We start from the raw sequence: 23,328 nt of genomic DNA, 5'->3' as shown, positions 1-23,328 counted from the left end.
CTCAGATGTGAAAGGGGTGCTACCATGAGTCAACTTGCAGAGTCAAAAGGCATCATCTTATCCAGTAGAAACTATAAAGAAAAAGATAAATTAGTGAAGATCTTTACGGAATCTGCTGGGAAAATGATGTTTTACGTAAAAGGGATCAACCGGCAAAATCAGCCGTTAGCTCCAGCACTTCTGCCCTTTACTGAAGCAACCTATATCGGTACCTTTAAAAATGAAGGACTTTCTTTCATTACAAGTGTCAAAGATGTTCATGCTTTTCGACATATCCAAGAAGATATCTTTTTAAGTGGCTATGGCACGTATTTGCTGAATTTAGTTGATGCTGCAATTGAAGATCATCAATATGATCCTCACCTATTCCATTTTACCCAATTAGCATTGGATCGGATGGATCAAGGCGATGATGCGGAAATCATCACGAATATTTTTGAGGTTCAGTTGTTACAACGTTTTGGGATTGCTCCGATTTGGACACATTGTGTGGTTTGTGGAGAAACCCAAGGAAAATTTGATTACTCGTCAAAATATGGGGGCGTGATCTGTGTAAAACACTGGGATATGGATCACCATCGCTACCATGCAGATCCGAGATCTGTTTATTTTGTACGAATGTTTTCGGCAATCTCCTATGACAAGATCAATGGGATCAGCTTGAAGGAAGAAACAAAACAAGCGATTCGCCAGCTGATTGATCAGTTGTATGAAGAATACGTAGGAATCCATTTGAAAAGCAAAAAATTTATTGATCAAATGAAATCTTGGGAACATGTATTGAAAGTCCCTGAAAAAGAGGATAAACCAACTGCCGAAAATGAAAAAAATGACTAGAATTTTCAAAGATGGCTCAAAACTATTTGACAAAAGGACGGTATACCGTCTATTATTGAAGCTAGATGAATGAGAATGTGATTTAAAGCTTTTTATTATGTGAACTCTTAATAGATAAGTACGATGATCAAGCACAGTAAGAAATACGTAGCACAAGCGAGTTCGGGAGGGTGTAAGCCGAACGCTGGCGGTTTTTGAAGGGGCACTTGGGAGTAGGATCAATGAAGCTGCCGATTTTTTCGGAAGTAGGGTGGAACCGCGAAACTATTCGTCCCTATGTTTGTTTAGACAAGCATAGGGGCTTTTTTTGTTATTCTGATTTTCTCATAAAACGTTTTTTAATTGGAAGGAGCAAAAGATATGAGTAAAAAATTATCAGTGCAAGACATGATCTTAACGTTGCAAAAATTTTGGTCATCAAATGGCTGTATGTTGATGCAAGCGTACGATACAGAAAAAGGGGCGGGAACAATGAGTCCCTACACCTTCTTACGTGCTATCGGACCAGAACCTTGGAACGCAGCATATGTTGAACCATCACGTCGACCAGCAGATGGCCGTTATGGTGAAAATCCGAATCGTCTTTACCAACATCATCAATTCCAAGTAGTCATGAAACCATCACCAGAAAATATTCAGGAACTATATCTTGAAAGTTTGCGTTTATTAGGAGTCGATCCTTTAGAACACGACATCCGTTTTGTTGAAGACAACTGGGAAAACCCTTCGATGGGCTGTGCCGGTGTTGGTTGGGAAGTTTGGTTAGACGGCATGGAAATCACTCAATTCACGTATTTCCAGCAAGTCGGCGGGTTACCATGTAAACCAGTTACGTCAGAAATCACTTATGGTTTGGAACGCTTAGCATCTTACATCCAAGAAGTAGAAAGTGTCTACGATCTAGAGTGGTCTGATGGAGTAAAATACGGTGAGATCTTCAAACAACCAGAATATGAACATTCTAAATATTCATTTGAAGTGAGCGACCAAGAATTGTTACTAAGTAATTTCGATCGTTTTGAAAAAGAAGCAAAACGGTGTATCGATGAAAATCTTGTTCATCCTGCCTATGATTATATCTTGAAATGCAGCCATACCTTCAACTTGTTGGATGCACGCGGCGCAGTATCTGTGACTGAACGTGCTGGCTATCTTTCTCGAATTCGCAACATGGCAAAAGCAGTAGCAAAGATTTTCGTGGCAGAACGAGAAAAACTTGGATTCCCATTATTGAATAAAAATACAGCAGATCCGAAAAACAACAAGGAGGCTGAATAAGATGGCAAAAGATCTATTATTGGAAATTGGTTTGGAAGAAATGCCTGCCCATGTAGTGACACCAAGTATGAAACAGTTGGAACAAAAAACAGCAATATTTTTGGATGAACACCAATTAACGTATGATTCGATTGAAACATTCTCAACGCCAAGACGATTGGCAATCAAAGTAACGAATATTCCAGAACGCCAAGAAGATAGCGAAGAGGAAGTCAAAGGTCCTGCGAAAAAAATCGCTCTAGATGCTGAAGGAAATTGGTCAAAAGCAGCACAAGGGTTTGTTCGTGGACAAGGACTGACAACTGACGATATCACTTTTAGAGAACTAAAAGGTGTCGAATATGTCTATGTGACAAAATATACGCATGGGAAACCAGCAAAAGAAGTATTGACAGGTCTTGCTGAAGTAGTCAAAAGTTTGACATTCCCAGTAACGATGCACTGGGCTGATTTTGATTTTGAATATATCCGTCCGATTCATTGGATCGTTGCTTTATTAGACGATGAAGTGATCCCCTTTGAGGTTTTGGATGTACAAACTGACCGTCGCTCACGTGGACACCGTTTCCTAGGAGAAGATGTGACTTTCGTCCATGCGAAGGAATATGAAGAAAAATTACAAGAGCAGTTCGTGATTGCTGCACCGCAAAAAAGACAACAAATGATCGTTGAACAAGCAGAAGAACTTGCACAAAAAAATAACTGGGCCATTGATCTAGATGCCACTCTTTTGGAAGAAGTCAATAATCTAGTCGAATATCCAACTGTCTTTGCAGGTGATTTCGAAGAAAAATACTTGTCTGTGCCAGAAGAAGTGTTAGTGACGTCAATGAAAGAACACCAACGCTACTTTGAAGTAAGAAATGAAGAAGGTCTACTATTGCCCCACTTCATCTCAGCACGTAATGGTGATCATGTAAAATTAGACAACGTGATCCGAGGAAATCAAAAAGTGCTGACCGCTCGATTAGAAGACGCAGAATTCTTCTATAATGAAGACAAAAAAATGTCCATTGATCAGTATGTCGAAAAATTGAAATCTGTAACGTTCCATGAAAAAATCGGCAGTATCTATGAAAAAATGCAACGTGTCCAAGTAATTGCACGTATTTTAGGTGAGTCAGTTGGTCTTTCTACAGAAGAATTAGCTGATTTACAACGTGCTGCTGAGATCTACAAGTTTGACTTGGTAACCAATATGGTGGGCGAATTTCCAGAACTTCAAGGAATCATGGGTGAAAAGTATGCCCGACTAAATGGTGAAAAAACAGCAGTTGCTCGTGCTATCAAAGAACACTATATGCCGACTTCAAGTGAAGGAGAGCTTCCAGAATCAGCTATCGGTGCAGTATTAGCAATCGCTGATAAGCTAGACAGTATCTTCTCTTTCTTCACTGTTGGTATGATCCCAAGTGGTTCAAATGATCCCTATGCATTGCGTCGTCAAGCTTACGGAGTCGTTCGGATTATTGAGGCGAAAAATTGGGCATTCCCATTGGTCAACTTACAACATGCGATCAATCAAGAAATCAATCAAGACACTACTCGTTTTGGCATTGAATTATCTGAGGGTCAAAAAGAAGTCATTGATTTCGTAAAAGGACGCTTGCGTCAATTGTTGACAACGAAAAAAGTACGTCATGATATCATCGATGCTGTTTTGAATGCAGAACAGAAAGATTTGACAAAAGCTTTTGCTGCAGCTCAATTATTCAAAGAACGATTGGAAGATGAAGACTTTAAACCATCAATGGAAGCTTTGACTCGTGTGGTCAATCTAGCGAAGAAACTCGAAGACGACACTGCAAAAGAAATTGATCCAACTCTCTTTGAAAACGAAGCAGAAAAAGAGTTATATGAAGCAGTCAATCAAGTAAAAGCGCAATTACCAGATCAAAGCCTTGATGAAAATTACAATCAGCTTGTGGCATTACGACCATTGATCGAGGCATATTTCGATCAAACGATGGTAATGGTCGAAGATCCAGCTGTACGTAACAATCGCTTAGCACAATTGCAACAAATTGCTGAGATGGCATTGTCATTAGCAAGTTTAGATCAAATCATCACGAAATAGATTTTTAGACAATGAGTTGGAGGAATCCAGTCATAAGAATCAAACTAAAGCCATGGAATTTATTTTGTCTCATTGTCAAATGATGTTGGTGATGAGAAATCTTAGAATAATTTGGACAGAACAGAAAGAAGGAAAATATCTTTCTGTTCTGTCTATCTTGTTGAAAGGGCTTCCGATAGCTAAAAATCTTTTTATAAATCAAGCAAATTTGTTTCTTATATATTTCTTTGGTCAAACAATTCTCTTTGAAATAGGGAATAGGGTATCTTGAGTTAGCTGGGTATGAGACATCTTGAATCCCCTTTTGAATTGGTTCGTCAAATTAATGCTAAAGGATTTTAAGGTGTCTTTTCTATAATTTTGAATCATAAAAAGACGTTCCTTAATGGTAGCAACATCAAAAGGTATAGAGCATTTCTTTTCTGATTGTTAATAGATGTAATATTTTTATCATTGATAATTCTAGTTATTTTATTTTTTACTTAATTTTTTTAAATACTTATTAAAATGAAAAAATAGAAATGAAATCAGTTTAGAGTACTATTATTTTTGTGTTATTTAATTTAGAATTTCGAATTTCCCTACTCAAAAAAACAAGTTGTGGTATGATTATATAAGGGCAACTTTTTACAAATAGTTCTATTAATATATTAGTTTATTTGTGATTGTAAATAAAAAAGCTCTCATGTTGATGTGAATAAGTCACATCTTTATTTATCTATAATAATATTTAGGAGTGAATCTATGAAAGCGCCATTCATGAAGTCACTGGTTACTGTAGTGATAGGCCTAGGTACTATTGGTATCTGCTTGATTGGATACTATATCAATATTCAGCGCCAACATCAGCAACGGATTGATTACGCAGAAATTTCTATCCCGATTCAAAAAGATAACGTAGAATCTTTGTCAAAAGAAATAGATAAGCTATATGATACACAAAAAAGAATTTTTCTAAGTCCAGAAATAACAGAAGAAACATTATCGAGTTTGTCAAGTAAACTGTCCTCTATAAAAATATCAGCTGATGATTATGACATCAAAGAATCAGAGCTACCTAAGGAAGCTGCTAAGGTAGTAGAGAAGAAGGAAGCAGCCAAGGCACAGCTAGTTGATGCAGAATCAAAATTGAAAATCCAAACAGCTATCAATGGATTATTTACTAAAAATGTAACAAACTGGCAACAAGCTGAGGATGATGTCATTATAAAAGAGCAGTTGCCAAGTGAAGCTGTTGCTCATGTACGTGAAAATATGAGCTTTTTTGAAGATACGCCTTGGAAAACAGTAGTTATACAATATCTAAGCTTTGCTGATAGTCAGATCGCGCAAGTTACACAATTAGATCAGTTATTCAATACGATGATGACGGATGGTCAAGTAATCGATACCTCGACTTATAATCAATATTTGACAGCTCTCAGCCAAATAGAGGAAATCCGGAATGAAAAATTAAGAGCAACATACGCAACAAAAGCACAAACTATTGCTCAGAAAGTGAACTATAGCAATATAAATTATTAATAATTATAGTAATGCTATCAAACGGAGGAAACTATGGCAAAACGAAGAAAAAAATCAAGAGGAAAAAAAATATTTCTAATTATTTTAGCAATTCTTATCGTGTTAGTATTAGCAATCGTGGGAGTAGGAGCAAAATTATACCTGGATCTCTCACACTCTATTGAGAAAACTTACGAATCAGTGGAACGAACGCAAGATGAAAGAACAAAACCAGTTGATCTGGATAAACAAGAATCTTTTTCTGTCTTATTGATGGGAATCGACACTGGAGATCTAGGTAGGGTCGATCAAGGACGATCAGACACGATGATGGTTGTCACAGTCAGTCCTGAAGACAGGAAGACAACAATCGTCAGTATCCCTCGAGACACGTATGTCGATATCGTAGGACATGACACAAAAGACAAAATCAACCACGCTTACGCATTCGGGGGAGCTGCCATGGCAATGGATACGGTACAAAAATATGTGGGCATTCCAATTGATCATTATGTCTCTATCAATATGAAAGGTTTAAAAGAACTCGTTGATGCTGTTGGTGGTGTCGAAGTAAATAATGATTTCACTTTCTCACAAGATGGCTATGATTTTACAATTGGCAAAATCACATTGGACGGGGATCAGGCACTCTCTTATTCGCGTATGCGCTATGAAGATCCAAATGGTGATTACGGCAGACAAGGGCGCCAAAGAAAGATCGTAGAAGGTGTAGCGAAAAAAGTGTTGAGTCTGAACGGTGTAAGCAACTATCAACCCGTTTTGAATACTCTGGAGTCTAATATGAAAACAGACATGAGTTTTGATGAAATGAAAAAAATTGCTTTAGATTATCGGGATGCATTTAGTACGATCAAACAAGATCAGCTACAAGGAGAAAGCTTTATGCAAAATGACATCTCTTACCAAAAAGTCAGTGATCAAGAACTTGATCGTGTAAAAAAAGAGTTGAAAGACCAAATGAATCTAGAGAATAAATAGGAAAGTGGAGAAAAAATGGAAGAAACAATCAGCTTGAAAGAAATTTATGAAACATTACGGAAACACTTGATAACAATCATCATCTCAATGTTTGCTGGCTTGGCTATCTCAGGAATCGTGACGTTTTTCATCTTGACGCCAAAATACAGCTCGCAAGCACAATTGATCGTGACATTGCCGCAATCAGACACTGCAAACGTCAATGATGTCAATACGAATCTACAAATGATCAATACGTATAAAGATATGATTGTCAGTGATCTAGTACTAAACGAAGTCAAAGATCGCTTACAAACAGAAGACAAGGTAAAAATGACTGCTGGACAAATCAAAGATGCAATTTCGGTCAATCAATCACAAAATTCACAAATGTTCTCGATCCAAGCAACAAGTACGAATGCTGTAACTGCCCAACAGATCGCTAATACAACTTCACAAGTTTTCCAAGAGAATGCAAAAGATGTGATGAATGTCGATAAAATATCAATCATTTCAGGTGCAGTTGCTAATACGACACCTGTTTCGCCAAATAATAAATTGAATCTAGTGATTGGTTTAGTATTGGGAATGATGGTAGGTGTAGGTCTTGCATTCTTATTCGAATTACTCGACCGGACAGTAAAAGACGAAAAATACGTGATGGATACATTAGGCTTCCCAATCTTAGGGACAGTTCCTGAAATGTCAGCAAAAGAATTGAACGCTAGTATTCGTAAAAAGAAACCAAATCCTACACGACCAAAAGACACAAACGATAAAAACGTTCCATCACGCAGAAGCCGATCAAGAGTCTAGGAGGAAGAAAAATGGCACGAACACAGAAACAAAAAACAACTCAAAATCATGCAGTCAGTTTGATTACATTGACAAACCCATCTTCACCAATCGCTGAACAATATCGGACGATTCGGACCAATATCCAGTTTGCCTCCGCAGCTGGTCAGCAAATTAAGACGATTGTCGTGACTTCATCAGGTCCTGGAGAAGGAAAATCAACTACTGCAGCAAATATTGCAGTCGTTTTTGCTAAATCTGGTCAACGAGTACTGCTAGTAGATGCAGATTTACGTAAGCCTGTTATCCATAAAACATTTCAACTGGATAATGCAAGCGGACTAAGTACAGTGCTTAGTTCATCAGAAAGTTTAGTAGAATTGATCCAACGGCCGCCAGTCGAGAACTTGTCGATTTTGCCTAGTGGGCCTAAGCCACCCAATCCATCAGAAATGTTAACTTCGCCAAGAATGGATCAGATCTTAGCAGAAGCAAGACAGTTATTTGACGTGGTGATATTCGATATGCCACCAGTAGTAGCCGTGACTGATGCACAGATCATGTCTTCAAAAACGGATGGTACCTTATTGGTTGTACGTGAAAATACGTCACGTAAAGAATCCTTGACTAAAGCAAAAGAACTGCTGGAGATGGTACAAGCACGCGTCCTAGGTGTTGTATACAACGGAGCAGAACACAGCAAAGATGCTGACTATTACTACGGAAATTAAGCAATAATAAGGGAGGAGACAGGAGAAATGATTGACCTTCATTGCCATATTTTACCAGGAATCGATGACGGAGCAGAAAATCTAGATGCAAGTATCGCTATGGCTGAAAAAGCGATTCAACAAGGCATCACGCATATTTTATGCACACCACACCATAATAATGGCAAATATAACAATGAAAAATCACAAGTCATTTCTCTAGTCGCTTCACTACAAGCAGAATTAGAGAAAAGACAGTTGCCTTTGACGTTATTGGAAGGACAAGAAATACGTATTACCGGAACGCTCATCGAAGACATCCACCGAGATGAAATTTTATTTACAGATTTAGATGATACATATCTTTTGATCGAATTTCCGACACTTGAAGTACCTTTATATGCAGAACAAATCTTTTTTGAGCTGTTGCAACTAGGAAAGATTCCAGTAATCGTCCATCCAGAACGAAACGCGTATTTTCGTAAAGACCCAAATCATTTGTTGCCATTCCTAGATATGGGATGTTTGGCCCAACTTACTGCGCCGAGTTATGTTGGTGTGTTTGGCAAAGATATACAGAAAACAGCCAAAACGATGGTCAAACATAATCTCGTGCAGATGGCTGCTTCTGATGCCCACGGGGTCTCTAAGCGCACCTTTTACTTAAAAGAGTGCTATGAGCAGATTGCTAAGGACTTTGGTGAGGAAAAAGTAGAACAGATGAAACAAGTCGCAAAGGACCTGATCAACGGGGATATGATCAGTTATCCAGACTATGAAGAGGTAAAAAAGAAGAAGTTTGGTTTATTTTAGGGGGAGTTAAAAAATGTTTGTGTTAACGAGAAGAAGAAAAATCGCCATCTTGATTTTCGTGGACAGCTTGTTGTTGATTGTAGCAAATAGCGCAGCTGTTAATTTTATGAAGCCGTTTGTAGCTATACCAATGGACCTTATTTTAATCTCTATCGGTTTATCAATTGGTTTTTATTTATTTTATGGTAGTTTATTCAAAGTTTTCACTCGGATCAATCGCTATACAAATTTAAAAGAGATTATTGCTATTTTTGGTTCACTATCTGCAAGTGCCATCTCAAGTATTATCGTCTTGCTTTTTATAAACGAACAGTATAGTTTGCGTTTAGTCATCTTTACTTACCTACTTTCACTATTATTAATCATAGGTAGCAGATTGATCTGGCGTATCTATGTCGAAACAAAAAATACGAGATATATATCAGCAGATTCTGCTAAAAATACATTGATCGTTGGTGCTGGCGAAGGCGGGCGTATTTTATACAACAGCTTTGTTGGATCCAAAACGGCTCAAGATATCCACGTGGTCGGGTTTGTGGATGATGATCCGAATAAAAGAAATACGTATCTTTCAGGAAAAAAAGTACTAGGTGCATTAAAAGATATTCCAGAATTGATCGAAAAATATGACATACAAATGGTAACGATCGCTATTCCTTCTTTATCAAGAAAAAAATTACGAAGAATCTTCAAGTTTGTCGAATCCTCTCATGTGAAAGTCAATACGATGCCTTCTATGGAAGAACTTGCATCAGGAAAAGTAAGCGTATCAAAATTAAAAACAATTGATGTAGTAGATTTACTTGGAAGAGATGAGGTAGAGTTGGATATTGAATCTATCAGAGATCAGATCGCAGACCAAGCCATTCTTGTCACCGGCGCAGGAGGATCAATCGGTTCAGAAATCTGTCGGCAAATCATCCAATTCAATCCTGCTAAGCTATTGCTTTTAGGACATGGGGAGAACTCGATTTACTTGATCGATCGTGAATTGCGTACGCACAATCAAATGTGCTCTACAGAAATCGTACCAATCATCGCGGATATCCAAGATCGAACGAAAATCAATGAAATCATGGAACAATACCATCCTGATATCGTCTACCATGCAGCTGCCCACAAACATGTACCACTGATGGAATGTAATCCAAAAGAAGCAGTCAAAAATAATATTTTCGGTACAAAAAATGTAGCAGAAGCAGCCAAAGCGGCTAAGGTGAAAAAATTTGTCATGGTTTCGACAGATAAAGCGAACAATCCGCCAAACGTCATGGGATCAACGAAACGAATCGCTGAAATGATCGTGACTGGACTGAATGAGGAAGGCTGTACGAAATTTTCAGCTGTTAGATTTGGGAATGTTCTTGGTTCTCGCGGCAGTGTGATCCCAGTATTTAGAGAACAAATTGCTCAAGGTGGACCAGTAACTATAACAGACTTTCGTATGACCCGATACTTCATGACGATTCCTGAAGCTAGTCGTTTAGTTATTCAATCTGGCGCATTAGCAAAAGGCGGCGAAATTTTTATTCTAGATATGAGCGAACCAGTGAAAATCGTGGATCTAGCCAAAAACATGATCCGATTGAGCGGGTATAGCGAAGACGAAATCGAAATCATTGAAACAGGTATCCGTCCAGGGGAAAAACTATATGAAGAACTATTGTTGGATAAGGAAAGAAATGATGAAGCAGTTTATGAGAAAATCTTTGTAGGAAACATCAAAGGCTACTCGATACAAACAGTGATGGACTTCGTCAAGAGCCTGCCGCAAGACGATGAACAATTGGCTAAAGACATCGTCACTTTTGCGAATGCTTCGAATAAGTAGGGGGAAAATATAAATGAATAAATTAGAAAAACGTCAGATTCCATTTTCACCGCCAGATATTACTGATTTAGAAATAAAAAACGTTGTAGAAGTATTAAAATCTGGATGGATAACTACGGGACCAAAGACAAAAGAATTAGAAAAAAAAATTACAAAATGGTTAGGAGCATCTGAAGTAGTTTGTTTAAATTCACAAACTGCTGCTGCAGAAACAGGGTTACGTTTGCTAGGAATAGGAGAGAATGATGAGGTCATTGTCCCAGCCTATACTTATTCTGCCAGTGCATCGGTCGTATGTCACGTAGGTGCGAATCTAGTTTTAGTAGACTGTCAACAAAATTCTTTGGAGATGGATTACGATGCATTAGAAGCAGCAATTACGGAGAAGACAAAAGTGATTATTCCCGTTGATCTTGGTGGTATACCTTGTGACTACGATCGTATTTTTGAGATTGTGGAGAAAAAAAGAAATTTGTTTCATCCTAGTAATGAGATTCAGAAAGCTTATGGTCGTATAATTGTTATGGCAGATGCTGCTCATGCATTAGGAGCTAATTGGCATGATCAGATGGTTGGTAATGTTGCTGACTTGACAACATTTTCATTTCATGCTGTTAAGAATTTTACAACTGCAGAAGGTGGAGCTTTGGTATGGAAAGAGCACGAAAAACTAGATAATGAAGCAATGTATCATCAATGCCAGTTGCTTTCTTTGCATGGACAGTCAAAAGATGCACTTACTAAAACAAAGTTGGGTGCATGGGAGTATGATATTGTGGGTCCATGGTATAAATGTAATATGACAGACGTAACTGCTGCAATTGGCTTGGCTCAGTTCGAGCGTTATCCTAGACTGCTTGCAAGACGTAAAGACATCATTGCAAAATACGATGCTTCGTTTAAGCCTATTGGTATTGAGGTACTGAATCATTATACAGACAAATACCAGAGTTCCGGTCATCTATACATCACACGCATTCCAGAAATTACACCGGAGCAGAGAAATGAAATTATCATTAGGATGGCAGAGAGAGGAATTGCTTGTAATGTACATTATAAGCCACTGCCAATGCATACTGCATATAAGAAACTTGGATTTGACATTAAGAATTATATGAATGCGTATGCGCATTTTGCTAATGAAATCACACTACCACTTCATACAAAACTGACGGATGAAGAGATTGCATATGTAATCGATAACTATGGTGATACTGTGAAGGAATATATTTAAACAAAAATAAAGGAGAGCATCATATGTATATCGTTATTGGGGCATCCAGTTTTATTGGTGTTTATACTGTTGCTGAATTTTTAAAACAAGGAGAACAGGTAATTGTTACTGGTAGAAATAACAAGTTTAAAGAACACTATGATAAACTTGGAGTTCAATATATTAATTTAAATTTAACCCATAAGGAAGATTTTGAGCAGCTTCCGAAAGAAGGCATAGATGGAGTGATTCTCCTGAGCGGTCTGCTCCCGGCAAATGCACAGGTGAATTTAGATGAAGATGAAAATGCAGATGAATATTTTGCTGTCAACACTATTGGAACAATTAATGTACTTGAGTATTGTAGAAGAAACAGAATAAACAGAATTATTTCAAACTGTTCATATGCAGATGTTAGAGGCGCATGGGGGAAGAAAATAATTACCGAAGACGAACCACGCGATTTTATATATACAGGTGATCACGCTGTGTATGTATTTTCAAAGAACGCCGCTAATGATGCTATGGAGTACTATAATCAACAGCACGGTATGAAAAATGCATGGTTTAGATTTCCACCTGTATACGGAGTAGGACCTCATGATTGTTTTTACATTAATGGAACACTGAAAAAATCAGGATTGAAAAAGTTTATTGATAATGCATCAGTGGGTGATGATATTTGTATCTTTGGTGACCCAAATCTTAGCCGTGATGTTGTATATGTTAAAGATGTAGCTCATGCATATTATTTAGCTATGAAAAGTGAGCATACATATGGTCTGTATAACATGACATCCGGTCGTGGTGTTACACTGCAAGAACAGGCAGAGATTATTGCAGAGTTGTGGGCTCCAAGTAAGGAGAAAAAATCTAAGATCACTTATAGACCTGAAGTGGTTAATAACACCCCTTCATATATATTCTCTATGGATAAAGCAAAGCGTGATTTTGGATTTGTTCCCCAATATGCAGACTTTAAAGTTATGATGATAGATTATAAAAAAGATTTAGATTCTAATAAATATCAGGAGCTCTTCCATTATGTTAAATAGTAAAATGACTCCAGCTGGGAGTATAGGATATAGATTTATAAAAAGAAGTTTCGATATTGTTTGCTCTACATTATTGTTAATTCCGGTAGGAATTGTAATTGGTTTTTCTTCAATTTTCATCAAAAAGGAAGATCACGGGCCGATATTTTATATGGCTAATAGAACAGGTAGATATGGAAAAACATTTAAGATGTTTAAGTTGCGTTCTATGAAAGTAAATGCTCCAGATATACGTCTTGCTGATGGCTCTACATATAATGGAGATGATGATCCTCGCGTAACTAAGTTTGGAAAATTTGCAAGGAAAACGAGTATAGATGAATTACCGCAGATTATTAATATTTTTAAGGGAGATATGACATTTATAGGTCCACGTCCAGATACCCCTATAGGATCAGCTACTTATACAGATGAGGAGAAGATTATTCTTAGAGTACGCCCTGGTGTTACTGGATATAATCAGGCTGTAAATAGAAATTCAGTCTTAACAAAAGAAAAACTGAAAAATGATATTTACTATGTTAAGCATATATCGCTTTGGTTTGATATAAAGATAGTATTCATGACTATTGTTACAGTTTTGGGCCACAAAAATGTTAATAGAATAGATACTACAACAGATAATACCTATGTTCTCAATGAAGATGGAAGTAAAACAGAAAATATTTCGGAGGTTAAATAATGGATAAAAGGATAATGATTTTGGGTGCGAGTATCCTTCAGCTTCCTGCCATTGAGAAGGCATTAGAAATGGGTTTACAGGTTGTTGGAGTTGATATGAATCCAGAAGCAATAGGATTGCAGGTTGAAGGAGTTATTCCTGAAATAATAAGTACAATAGATATCCCAGCCGTTGTGGCAGCCGCAAAAAGACATAAAATAGATGGTGTTATGACATTGGCAAGCGATATGCCAATGAGAACCGTAGCTGCTGTGGCCAAGGAATTGGATCTAATTGGGATTACCAGTGATACAGCTCTGAGAGTGACTAACAAAGCTGAAATGCGAAAAGTACTTAAAGAACATAATGTATCGATTCCGAAGTTTTATAAAGTTTCGAATGAAGTGGAATATGAGAAAGCTATTTTATCATTACAATTTCCAATTATAGTAAAGCCTACTGATAATTCTGGTAGTAGAGGAATTTTTAAATTGGAAAGTCGAGAAGATAGTGAGCTGATTCAAGCGGCTTACAAGTACAGCAAGGAGTTTTCTAGAAATGGAGATGTAGTGGTCGAGGAATGGATGGAAGGTCCAGAAGTTAGCGTAGAAACAATTACAATCGACGGTACATGTCATGTGATTCAGATCACAGATAAGATTACAACTGGCTCCCCACATTTTGTGGAGATGGGTCATACACAGCCAACAAGACTTTCTGATTCGATTTCTGAACAAATAAAGATAGTAGCTAAATCCGCTAATAAAGCATTAGGAATTACAAATGGTCCGTCGCATACAGAAATTATTGTAACCAAAAGTGGCCCTAAGATTGTAGAACTTGGTGCAAGACTAGGCGGTGATTGTATTACAACACATTTAGTGACGCTATCAACAGGAGTCAATATGGTGGAGTGTTGTATTAGAATAGCGTTAGGAGAAAAACCAGATATAACTCCTAAGTTTGCTAAGGGTAGCGCGATAAGATATTTCAATCAAACAGCCGGAGTTATAAAGAACATATATGGTGTTGAGGATGCTAATCGTATGGCAAGTATTCAACAAGTTAGCATTACTCATGATATTGGTGAAACGATAACGCAGATTGACAGTAGTACAGCGAGAATGGGATTTGTGATTGCACAGGGGGATAGTGCGGAAGAGGCAGCTCGAATGTGCAACAGTGCAATGAGTAAAATAAAAGTAGAGATGGAATAAGAATATGAAAAAAGCAGTGATAGTTACTCCGTTTGATAATTATAGTTACAACGTTAGAATTAAATTTGTAGAGGAGTATCTTCAGAAAATTGGATATAATGTAAAAATTCTTTCTTCTGATTTTGATCATAGAAATAAGGAAAAGTATCAAAACGATCGAAAAGGATTAGAATTGCTGAAGGTGCCAAAATATAGGAGGAATTTATCACTTTCAAGAATTCAATCCCACAGGGTATTTGCAAGAAAAAGCGTAAAGAGAGCCCTGCAATTGCAACCGGATTTGTTGTATGTTAGTGGGCCTCCGAATTTCCTTTTTAAATATTTTGCCACTAACAAAAGTAGTTTTAAAGGAACAAAGCTCATATTTGAACTCGGTGATATGTGGCCAGAAACAATGCCAATAAGTAGAAAAAAGAAAACTTTATTTAAGTTTCCAATGAAGATATGGGCTTCATTAAGAGATAAATACATTGCAAAGGCTGATTTTACAATATTTGAATGCAATTTATTTAAAGGGTTAGTAAACACTAATACAAAGGATATTAAAGGCGGTACCATATATTTATGTAAAGATAGTGCAACAATTGAATTGCCTAAAGAACAAATTTCGAATGAATGTATAGAAGTAGTTTATGTTGGATCTATCAATAATATAATTGATGTTGATCTGATAGTAGAAATTTCTAAAAAAATAGCGGTAAAGAAAAAGATAATAGTACACATTATTGGCGATGGCGAACAACGTCAAGATTTAATTTCTAAGTTATGTGGAAAAAATATTGAAGTCAATTATCATGGAGTAGTTTATAATGAGGTTGAAAAATCTAAAATATACAGTAGATGCAGTTTTGCTTTTAATATCATGAAAGAAACCGTCTGTGTTGGTTTGACAATGAAAAGTATAGATTATTTTGAAGCGGGATTACCTTTGATAAATAATATTTCAGGGGATACAAAAACAATTATAGAAGAAAATAATTGTGGTTTTAATATTAATATACAGAATATAGATTTTATAGTTGAAAAAATTTCTATGATTAGTATAGAAGAAGTAAGAATACTAAAACAAAATTCGAGACATGTATTTGATAAATATTTTAGTAAAAGTGCATTTATAAATAATTTTGATACAGTGATTAGTGAGTTATTGAATGACAAGGAGAAAAACAATGAAAAAAATATTGATTTTTAATGGTTGGTATTTACCATCTGAACGATGTGGTGGTCCAGTAACTAGTATTAAAAATACTGTGGATACTTGTAGCGAAGAATACGAGTTTTATATTGTAGCCTCGAATCATGATTTTGGAGATAAAAAGGTTTTTCCTAATATAAAAGAAGGATGGAACAAAGTTGGAAGGGCAAAAGTACTTTATGTACCAGATAAATACTTTGACTTTAATTTGAATCGCCTTGAAAAGTTATTTATCGAGATAAAACCAGATATAGTTTGGTTTTCAGGTATACTACACCCTGAGATAAAACTCTGTACAATGAAATTAAGTAGAAAGCTAAATTTTCCTGTGCTATTCTCTCCCCGAGGAGAAGTGAGTCGTGATAGAGTTACAAATTTAAAGGCGTATAAGAAGATCCCATACCTATATATGGTAAGAAAATTTGGTTTTTATAAGGGAGCTTGGTTCCATGCAACGAGTGACGATGAATTTGAAGGACTCAAGCATTATATCGGAGCGCCTACTAAACGGATTTCTTATGTTAGAAATATTCCACTTATGCCAGAGAATTACAGAATAGGTTATAATAAAGTGGCAGGGAAAATTCGAATGGTGTTTATCTCACGGATTCATGAAGTAAAAAATTTAAAATATGCAGTGACTGTAGCTTCAAAAATAAAAAACTATGAAGTTATTTTTGATGTATATGGACCAAAGGAATCACCAGAATATTGGAATGAATGTGAAAGAATAGGGCAAGATGCACCAGCTAATGTTAAATTGAATTATTGTGGTATATTGTCACCTGATGAAGTAGGAAAAACATTTAAAAAATATGATTGTTTTTTATTTCCAACATTTAATGAAAATTACGGACATGTAATAGCAGAATCACTAGCTAATGGATGCCCGGTAATTCTTAGTAAAAACACAACACTTTGGAATGATTTAGATGATAAGGCAGGATACGCTTGTTGTTTAGAGAATGAATTAGAGTTTATTAAATCTATTGAAAAAATTGCGCAATTAAATTCGAATGAATTTCAGAAGCTCTCAAATAATTCTATAGATTATTATAAAAAGAAAGTTGCTGAGAATGACGCTATTGAAGCTCATAAAGATATGTTCAAAAGGATAATAAATGAGCATTCAAAGGATTAAATTATATAGCAAAATTGAAGGAAGTAGGGGCAGCTTATATGGAAGAAAATATAAATAGAAACAAGAAACTACAGATATCAATAGTATATTTTTGTGTTTTTATTTTGACGCTAAATCTTTTTTTTTCAACGACTGGAATTCAGCTGTTTAATACAGATACAGTACGATTTGTTGTTATTGTAATACTCGTTTTGGCTTTTTTTACAGTAGATTTAATAAAAGTATCGATTTTTGATATAATTATAGTTCCAATTTGTATTACTTACTATTATGTTTTTTCACAATCAGTAGCACTAAATATATTAGTGCTATATTTGATTTCATTTTATTTAAAGAATGATAGATTGAATCATATAAAAACAACATTTTTTAAAATTTTGATTACTGTAAATATATTATGGCTTATACTGCTAATCGCTCAGATTTTACCCAATAATATTTCAACTGACTTTGGAAGAACTAGATACTATTTAGGATTCAAAAATATTAACCAATCTTCACTTTTCTATTTTCCCTTTTTATTATTAACTTACGATAAATACAAAGATAAAATTATAATCAAATTGGGGATATGTTTACTATCTATCTTTTTTTTCTATTTAACTGATACCAGGTCAGCATTTTATGCGTTTATATGTTTTATTCTTATTACATGGCTTTTTAAGAGATTTGATAACATAAGAAAATTTATAAGTCAGCTTTTTATATTTTTTGTAATAGTAATAACAGGATTTTTTTTGTTTGCTGGAAAAGTTATCCAAGTCTTTCCTTTTATTAACCAACTACTGACTAATAGAATGTCTATTATAGCACAAGGAATGAGTTCGTTTACTATTAAGAATTACATAATAGGTATGAATGAACAATTGCTAGATAATTCATATATAATGCTTTTTTCCACTTTTGGGTTAGTAGGCTTTTTATTGTGGTTACTCATGTTGCGTAAGGTTCTTATTAACAGTGAATTTTCTGAGTGGAGATTTATTATAACTATCTTAGTTTATGGTTTTTTTGAATCAACTCTATTTATACCAGAATCTATTATTGCAATATTCTTTTTTATAATATTACAAAAACAAATAAGAGAGGTTGAGTTTCCTAGTGTCTATGAATCAAAATAGAAAAAAGTATTTAGATATTGCTAAAGGGATAGGAATAATATTAGTTGTAGTAGGACACTCATTTCCAGATGAGAGCTCACCTGGAGGAATAAGTATATTGACTTTTGATATCATTAAACAAATTATTTATACATTTCATATGCCACTATTCTTCTTTATATCTGGATATTTAGCAAAAAAAATTATTTTACAGTTTAATTTTTGTCAAGTATTTAAAAAATTTCAACGTTTGTTCATTCCTTATATCTTTATGAGTGTAGCATATATACCTTTAAGAATTTTTTTATCGAAAATGGCTACCTCAACGTACCCAATTAAAGATTTATGGAAAATATTAATTGGAATAAGTCCAAATGGCGGGGCATGGTTTTTATATGTATTATTACTCGTTAACATAATTAGTATTATATTTATTAATAAAAATAACATTTACTTTATACTGTTATTATCATTTATTGCTACTTTTGTAACCAGAGGTAATTTAATTTTTATATCATATAGTGTATTAAGGTACTTTTGTTATAATTATTTCTTTTTTGTTATAGGATTCCTTTGTAGCACAAAAATCGCAAATTTCGAAGAAAAGTTAGATAATCAAAAGGAATATTTATTTATTATTTTATTTGGAGTATTATTTTTGGCATATTACTCTTTTAGTTGGACATTTCTTTCCGCCATTTTAGCTATAATTGGTGTAATTGTTGTACTAATTATTTCCAAGCGCATAGAAAATTCGAATTTTTCAAGTACAATAAAAGGATATTTATGCCAGTTAGGAGTAGATAGTATGTATATTTATATACTTCATGGTCCAATACAGGTTTTAGTAAGATATATTTTTTGGAATAAACTAGAATTGAATTATATAGTTTGTGTTTCTTTCATGTTTATATTTGGACTAATTGGCTCTCTTATTATCGAACATTTTATTATTAAAAAAAATTTGCTATTAAATTGGGCTCTAACTGGAGAGAGATAGTGGTACAGTATAACACAAAAATGAAGATAATTATAGAATACAAGGGGAGATTATAAGTATGCATACAGTAAGAAAAAATTTGATATTGAATATACTGTACCAAATTTTAATTATTATTATTCCACTAATTACTACGCCCTATGTATCAAGAGTTCTTGGCTCAGATGGAGTAGGGAGATATTCATATGCATTTGCAATAGCATACTATTTTTCTATTTTTGCAATGCTTGGCGTAAATAATTATGGAAACAGAACTATTGCCACTGTAAGTGGTGATAAAGAAAAACAATCAAAAACTTTTTGGAGTATCTATTTATTTCAATTATTTTTCGCAGTTATTTCTATTGTTGCATATATCTTATATATTATTTTTTTATGTAATGATAAATTGTTGGGATGGATTATGTTGGCATATGTACTTTCTGCAGCTTTTGATATTAACTGGTTTTTTTTTGGAATGGAAGAATTTAAAATTACTGTTGCAAGAAATAGTGCAGTTAAATTGATATCTATTATCTGTATTTTTTTGTTTGTAAAGAATCAAAGGGATATATATATTTATGCTTTTGCCAATGTTATTGGTTTTTTGATAGCTCAAATCATTTTATGGACTATGTTAAGAAAGTACGTTTCTTTTGTAAAGATCAATATTTCGGATATATTACACCACGTAAAGCCAAATTTAGTATTATTTATACCTATCATAGCAATCAGTCTCTATAAGTTTATGGCTAGAATAATGTTGGGAGGAATGTCAACTAGCAATGAGGTCGGATATTATGAAAGTTGTGAAAAGATTCTTCAAATTCCAGTAGCTCTTATTACAGCGCTTGGAACGGTTATGTTACCAAGAATTTCTAATATGATTGCTGATAAGAAGGAAAAAGAAGGTCTTCAATATATGAAGAAATCACTCGTATTAACTTTACTTGTTGCTTCCCCCTTAAGTTTTGGAATTATGGCAGTAGCTAGAGAATTTGTTCCTTGGTTTTACGGCAATGGTTTTGAAAAATGTATTGATATTTTTCAGATATTGATGCCAAGCTGTCTTTTTCTTGCATTTGCAAATGTTGTTCGAACACAGTATCTAATTCCATACAAACGAGATAAGGTGTATATTATTTCTGTAATTTTAGGTGCTATTATGAATATAATTATAAATGTACTTCTTATTCCAGAATACCAATCAATTGGAGCAGCAATAGGAACATTTGTAGCAGAAGGTACAGTATTCTTTATTCAGTGTTTTGCCATTAGAAAAGAGATCAATGTATTCAAATATGCAATATACGGGATGCCATTTATCTTTTTTAGCTTAATAATGTATGCAATTTTAATTCGTTGGGATATTTTAATTTTGGACTTTTTTACTACAATGGTAATTAAAATAATTGTTGGAAGTATAATATATTGTGCGTTAACTGGTCTTTTTCTATTATTTTTAAAAAAAAGAAAATTTCAATTACAATAGTTTTAATAAGTGTATAAATTAAAAGAACATGATGGAAAGATTGTTTAAGAAAAACTTTTTATAAGGTGTAATTAATATTCATAAATTACAAAGAAAATAAAACGGACACGAGATTATTATATGGCTCATTAACGAATGCGATTAATAGAGATATCTATGAACATCAAAGCTAGTAACTAGTATTAATTTTGGTGTTTGTTAAACGTAGCTATTGATCTATTGAATAGAATAATTTATAAGTGCATATTTGTGAAACGGTAAAATCTATACGCAATTCTTTTTAGGTTTTAATGTGATGAAGTTCTGAAGGAACTTTTTGGATATTCTATTAAGTACTGAATGTTTCGTGTGATAAGTACTAAGTAGCTTCCGGTAATAATGATAAATCATTTTAAGTTTTGAAGAGAGGAGAGAAGAAATTTTAATTTTTGATAATACTTAGCTTGTGAGGTGGCTTTTTGATTCAACTATTTCATCATATACTTTTGAACAAGGTCGAAAAACTTGTTTAGGTGTTGCACAATGTGGAAGCAATCAATTATGACAGTTGCATTTGTAAAATTTTTTAACTATTGAAAATAAGTAGTATTCGTATTCGTGACAATATAGTGTCCCCTATACAGGCCTTTTTTGAGAAAACATGAATAATAAGTTAGTCTTTTTTCTTCGGTTAGGCAAGACATCAAAGACTTTTCCTCTCTTTCCTTTTCTTATATGAACGGAGAGAGAAAACAAATCAAGCTTCTATCGCAATGTTCTTCACATTTAACAGACTTTTAATGCTTTTAAGCTCGGTCAATTAAATTGTTTCGAAATAAAACAGGAAAGAGTAACAAGATATTTATGGATAGAAAAATATTTTTTACATAATTAGCAGTGGTAATATTGCTTTTTTAGTTACAAGTAGTCGCAAGTAGTTGCATTATTTCCATTGTTATTTAAGGGGAATTTTATTCGCTCTTTGTGATCTCCCTCGCAGTTCAGGCTCTTTGTCAAATGATGTTGGTAAAGAGAAATCTTAGAATAATTTGGACAGAACAGAAAGAAGAAATCCTCTTTCTGTTCTGTTTATTTAGTTAAAAACGTTTTGCCATGACGAATCATGATCCTTAGTTTGAAATTGTAAAAGTTGCGAAAGACATACGCATTGCGTTTTAATACTTTGATGTGGTTGTTTAAACATTCCAATGCTCCGTTTGAATAGCTGTAGTGAAGCGCATTTTGGATCTGTGGCAGAAACTTTTTAAACGTTCATAAAGTGGTTTTATAGGTTTCAGGAAGACCGCTGACTTCTCTGTTTAAGCAGTCCTCAAATAGTGACTGATCTCTTTTCTTTACCGCATAAAGAATGTCTTGGTATAACTGATAGCCTTGGCGTAAGTTGGGACAAATAGATAACAGTCGATCGACAATCTCACTTTCAATCAAATAATCTTTAAAACTGGCACGCCAAACCCGTTTTTCGTAGTTTAACTTTTCTTCTTCTTTTTGTAGGAGTTTCCAATAGCGTTTCAATTTTTTCCCTAACCCTCGTTGAGAGTGGGAAGTTCCTTTAAGTCGTGCAGTGGTTTCTTTCAATCGATGATTCAAGAAAGTTCTGCCAATATGTTGGACGATGTGAAAACGGTCGATGATCAACTGAGCATTCGGGAAAAGCTTTTTCACCAACGAAACATAAGGCGCATACATATCAATAACAATCAATTTAACGGCTTCACGAGTCGCTAAGGAAAACCGAGAAAAATAGCGTTCTAAATAAGGCAAGCGTCGATTTTCGACAATATCCAATAATGCATGGCTTTGTCCGTCCATCATGATAAAACTCATTGCACTGGCAACACTTCGAACCGATTTGAATTTATCAAAGCATAAGACCTTTGACAAAGTCTGTTTGAAAGGATTCAATGGGCGGTAGAATCGCTTCATAACACGATAGACCGAAGAAGTAGAAATATTTTTCTGACGGGCGATTTCCGTCATGGAAGTATTCTCTTTTAAGCGAGCAATGACAGACCAACGAACTTTTTGACGAATGAAACAGTGTTTTTCAGCAACAGAGGTATTCGCTACAAATCTTCTTTGGCAAGACTTACATTTAAATCGTTGTTTCTTAAACTCCAGATAAGTGCGATACTCAGACACATCATTCAGTAACAACCGAACGGGTGTCGTCCCCCAACGAATGATCCTAGAGGGGAGGACACAAAGACAATGGGGACACTCTTCTGGCGTATACAGAAGAGTTCCTTTGTAAATCAAGCAAATTCGCCCTTTATATTTTTCTTTAGTTAAACAATTTTCCTCGAAATGGATATTTAGGTCTAGAATATTTAGGGTATCTTTGATAAGCTAAGTATGAGACATCTTGAATCCTCCTATGAATTGGTAGCCAAATTAATTCTAAAGGATTTCAGGGTGTCTTTTCTATATTTTTTATACAAAAAAGATGTTGG

At 34.8% G+C, this 23,328-nt stretch carries 18 protein-coding genes and 1 pseudogene; 18 read left to right on the top strand and 1 reads right to left on the bottom strand.

What is annotated here, in order from left to right; genetic code table 11:
• Window positions 1-24: 24 nt before the first annotated feature.
• The 18 genes from recO to IGI47_RS10365 all read left to right on the top strand — a co-directional run bounded on the left by recO (window position 25) and on the right by IGI47_RS10365 (window position 20,875).
• On the top strand, window positions 25-837 hold the full coding sequence (gene recO, locus IGI47_RS10450; protein WP_311929385.1) for a DNA repair protein RecO: 813 nt from the start codon (window positions 25-27) through the stop codon (window positions 835-837).
• Window positions 838-1,197: 360 nt separating this feature from the next.
• Window positions 1,198-2,115, top strand: a complete 918-nt coding sequence (gene glyQ, locus IGI47_RS10445) for a glycine--tRNA ligase subunit alpha (RefSeq protein ID WP_005880314.1) — start codon at window positions 1,198-1,200, stop codon at window positions 2,113-2,115.
• A 1-nt stretch (window position 2,116) separates the two neighbouring features.
• Window positions 2,117-4,192 carry a glycine--tRNA ligase subunit beta gene (glyS, locus tag IGI47_RS10440; RefSeq protein ID WP_438784163.1) on the top strand — a complete coding sequence of 692 codons (2,076 nt, stop codon included), beginning with the start codon at window positions 2,117-2,119 and terminating at the stop codon, window positions 4,190-4,192.
• A 744-nt stretch (window positions 4,193-4,936) separates the two neighbouring features.
• Window positions 4,937-5,716 (top strand): hypothetical protein, encoded by a 780-nt coding sequence (locus IGI47_RS10435; protein WP_438784161.1) that lies wholly within the window; start codon window positions 4,937-4,939, stop codon window positions 5,714-5,716.
• Window positions 5,717-5,749: 33 nt separating this feature from the next.
• The gene (locus tag IGI47_RS10430; protein ID WP_438784160.1) at window positions 5,750-6,694 is read left to right on the top strand and encodes an LCP family glycopolymer transferase; all 945 of its coding nucleotides are present in this window, start codon (window positions 5,750-5,752) and stop codon (window positions 6,692-6,694) included.
• A 15-nt stretch (window positions 6,695-6,709) separates the two neighbouring features.
• Entirely contained in the window at window positions 6,710-7,489 is a 780-nt protein-coding gene (locus IGI47_RS10425; protein WP_311929377.1) for a YveK family protein, read from the top strand.
• Between the two features lie 11 nt (window positions 7,490-7,500).
• Complete coding sequence (locus tag IGI47_RS10420) at window positions 7,501-8,199, top strand: CpsD/CapB family tyrosine-protein kinase (RefSeq protein WP_311929375.1); 699 nt, start codon at window positions 7,501-7,503, stop codon at window positions 8,197-8,199.
• 27 nt (window positions 8,200-8,226) lie between these two features.
• Entirely contained in the window at window positions 8,227-8,991 is a 765-nt protein-coding gene (locus IGI47_RS10415) for a tyrosine-protein phosphatase (protein WP_438784159.1), read from the top strand.
• 13 nt (window positions 8,992-9,004) lie between these two features.
• Window positions 9,005-10,822, top strand: coding sequence for a polysaccharide biosynthesis protein (locus IGI47_RS10410; protein WP_438784157.1), 1,818 nt, complete (start codon window positions 9,005-9,007; stop codon window positions 10,820-10,822).
• A gap of 13 nt (window positions 10,823-10,835) precedes the next feature.
• Window positions 10,836-12,056 (top strand): DegT/DnrJ/EryC1/StrS family aminotransferase, encoded by a 1,221-nt coding sequence (locus tag IGI47_RS10405; protein ID WP_311929371.1) that lies wholly within the window; start codon window positions 10,836-10,838, stop codon window positions 12,054-12,056.
• A gap of 23 nt (window positions 12,057-12,079) precedes the next feature.
• A complete protein-coding gene (locus IGI47_RS10400; RefSeq protein WP_002323842.1) occupies window positions 12,080-13,090 on the top strand; it encodes an NAD-dependent epimerase/dehydratase family protein in 1,011 nt (336 codons plus the stop codon).
• Window positions 13,080-13,772 (top strand): sugar transferase, encoded by a 693-nt coding sequence (locus tag IGI47_RS10395; protein ID WP_311929370.1) that lies wholly within the window; start codon window positions 13,080-13,082, stop codon window positions 13,770-13,772. Before IGI47_RS10400 ends, IGI47_RS10395 begins: the two co-directional genes overlap by 11 nt.
• On the top strand, window positions 13,772-14,968 hold the full coding sequence (locus IGI47_RS10390; RefSeq protein WP_311929369.1) for an ATP-grasp domain-containing protein: 1,197 nt from the start codon (window positions 13,772-13,774) through the stop codon (window positions 14,966-14,968). Before IGI47_RS10395 ends, IGI47_RS10390 begins: the two co-directional genes overlap by 1 nt.
• A gap of 4 nt (window positions 14,969-14,972) precedes the next feature.
• Window positions 14,973-16,160 carry a glycosyltransferase gene (locus IGI47_RS10385; protein WP_311929368.1) on the top strand — a complete coding sequence of 396 codons (1,188 nt, stop codon included), beginning with the start codon at window positions 14,973-14,975 and terminating at the stop codon, window positions 16,158-16,160.
• Window positions 16,138-17,304, top strand: a complete 1,167-nt coding sequence (locus tag IGI47_RS10380) for a glycosyltransferase family 4 protein (RefSeq protein ID WP_438784154.1) — start codon at window positions 16,138-16,140, stop codon at window positions 17,302-17,304. The genes IGI47_RS10385 and IGI47_RS10380 overlap by 23 nt, the downstream gene beginning before the upstream one ends.
• A gap of 38 nt (window positions 17,305-17,342) precedes the next feature.
• Window positions 17,343-18,425 carry a hypothetical protein gene (locus IGI47_RS10375; RefSeq protein ID WP_311929365.1) on the top strand — a complete coding sequence of 361 codons (1,083 nt, stop codon included), beginning with the start codon at window positions 17,343-17,345 and terminating at the stop codon, window positions 18,423-18,425.
• A complete protein-coding gene (locus IGI47_RS10370; RefSeq protein ID WP_438784463.1) occupies window positions 18,412-19,404 on the top strand; it encodes an acyltransferase family protein in 993 nt (330 codons plus the stop codon). The genes IGI47_RS10375 and IGI47_RS10370 overlap by 14 nt, the downstream gene beginning before the upstream one ends.
• Window positions 19,405-19,462: 58 nt before the next feature.
• Window positions 19,463-20,875, top strand: coding sequence for a flippase (locus tag IGI47_RS10365; RefSeq protein ID WP_438784152.1), 1,413 nt, complete (start codon window positions 19,463-19,465; stop codon window positions 20,873-20,875).
• Window positions 20,876-21,943: 1,068 nt separating this feature from the next.
• Here IGI47_RS10365 and IGI47_RS10360 read toward each other — a convergent pair.
• A pseudogene (locus IGI47_RS10360) lies at window positions 21,944-23,221 on the bottom strand (ISL3 family transposase).
• Window positions 23,222-23,328 lie beyond the last annotated feature (107 nt).

Source organism: Enterococcus sp. AZ191, from assembly GCF_051713845.1.
In the GTDB taxonomy this organism is placed as follows: Bacteria; Bacillota; Bacilli; order Lactobacillales; family Enterococcaceae; genus Enterococcus_B; species Enterococcus_B durans.
This window is presented reverse-complemented; position numbering and strand designations above follow the sequence as displayed.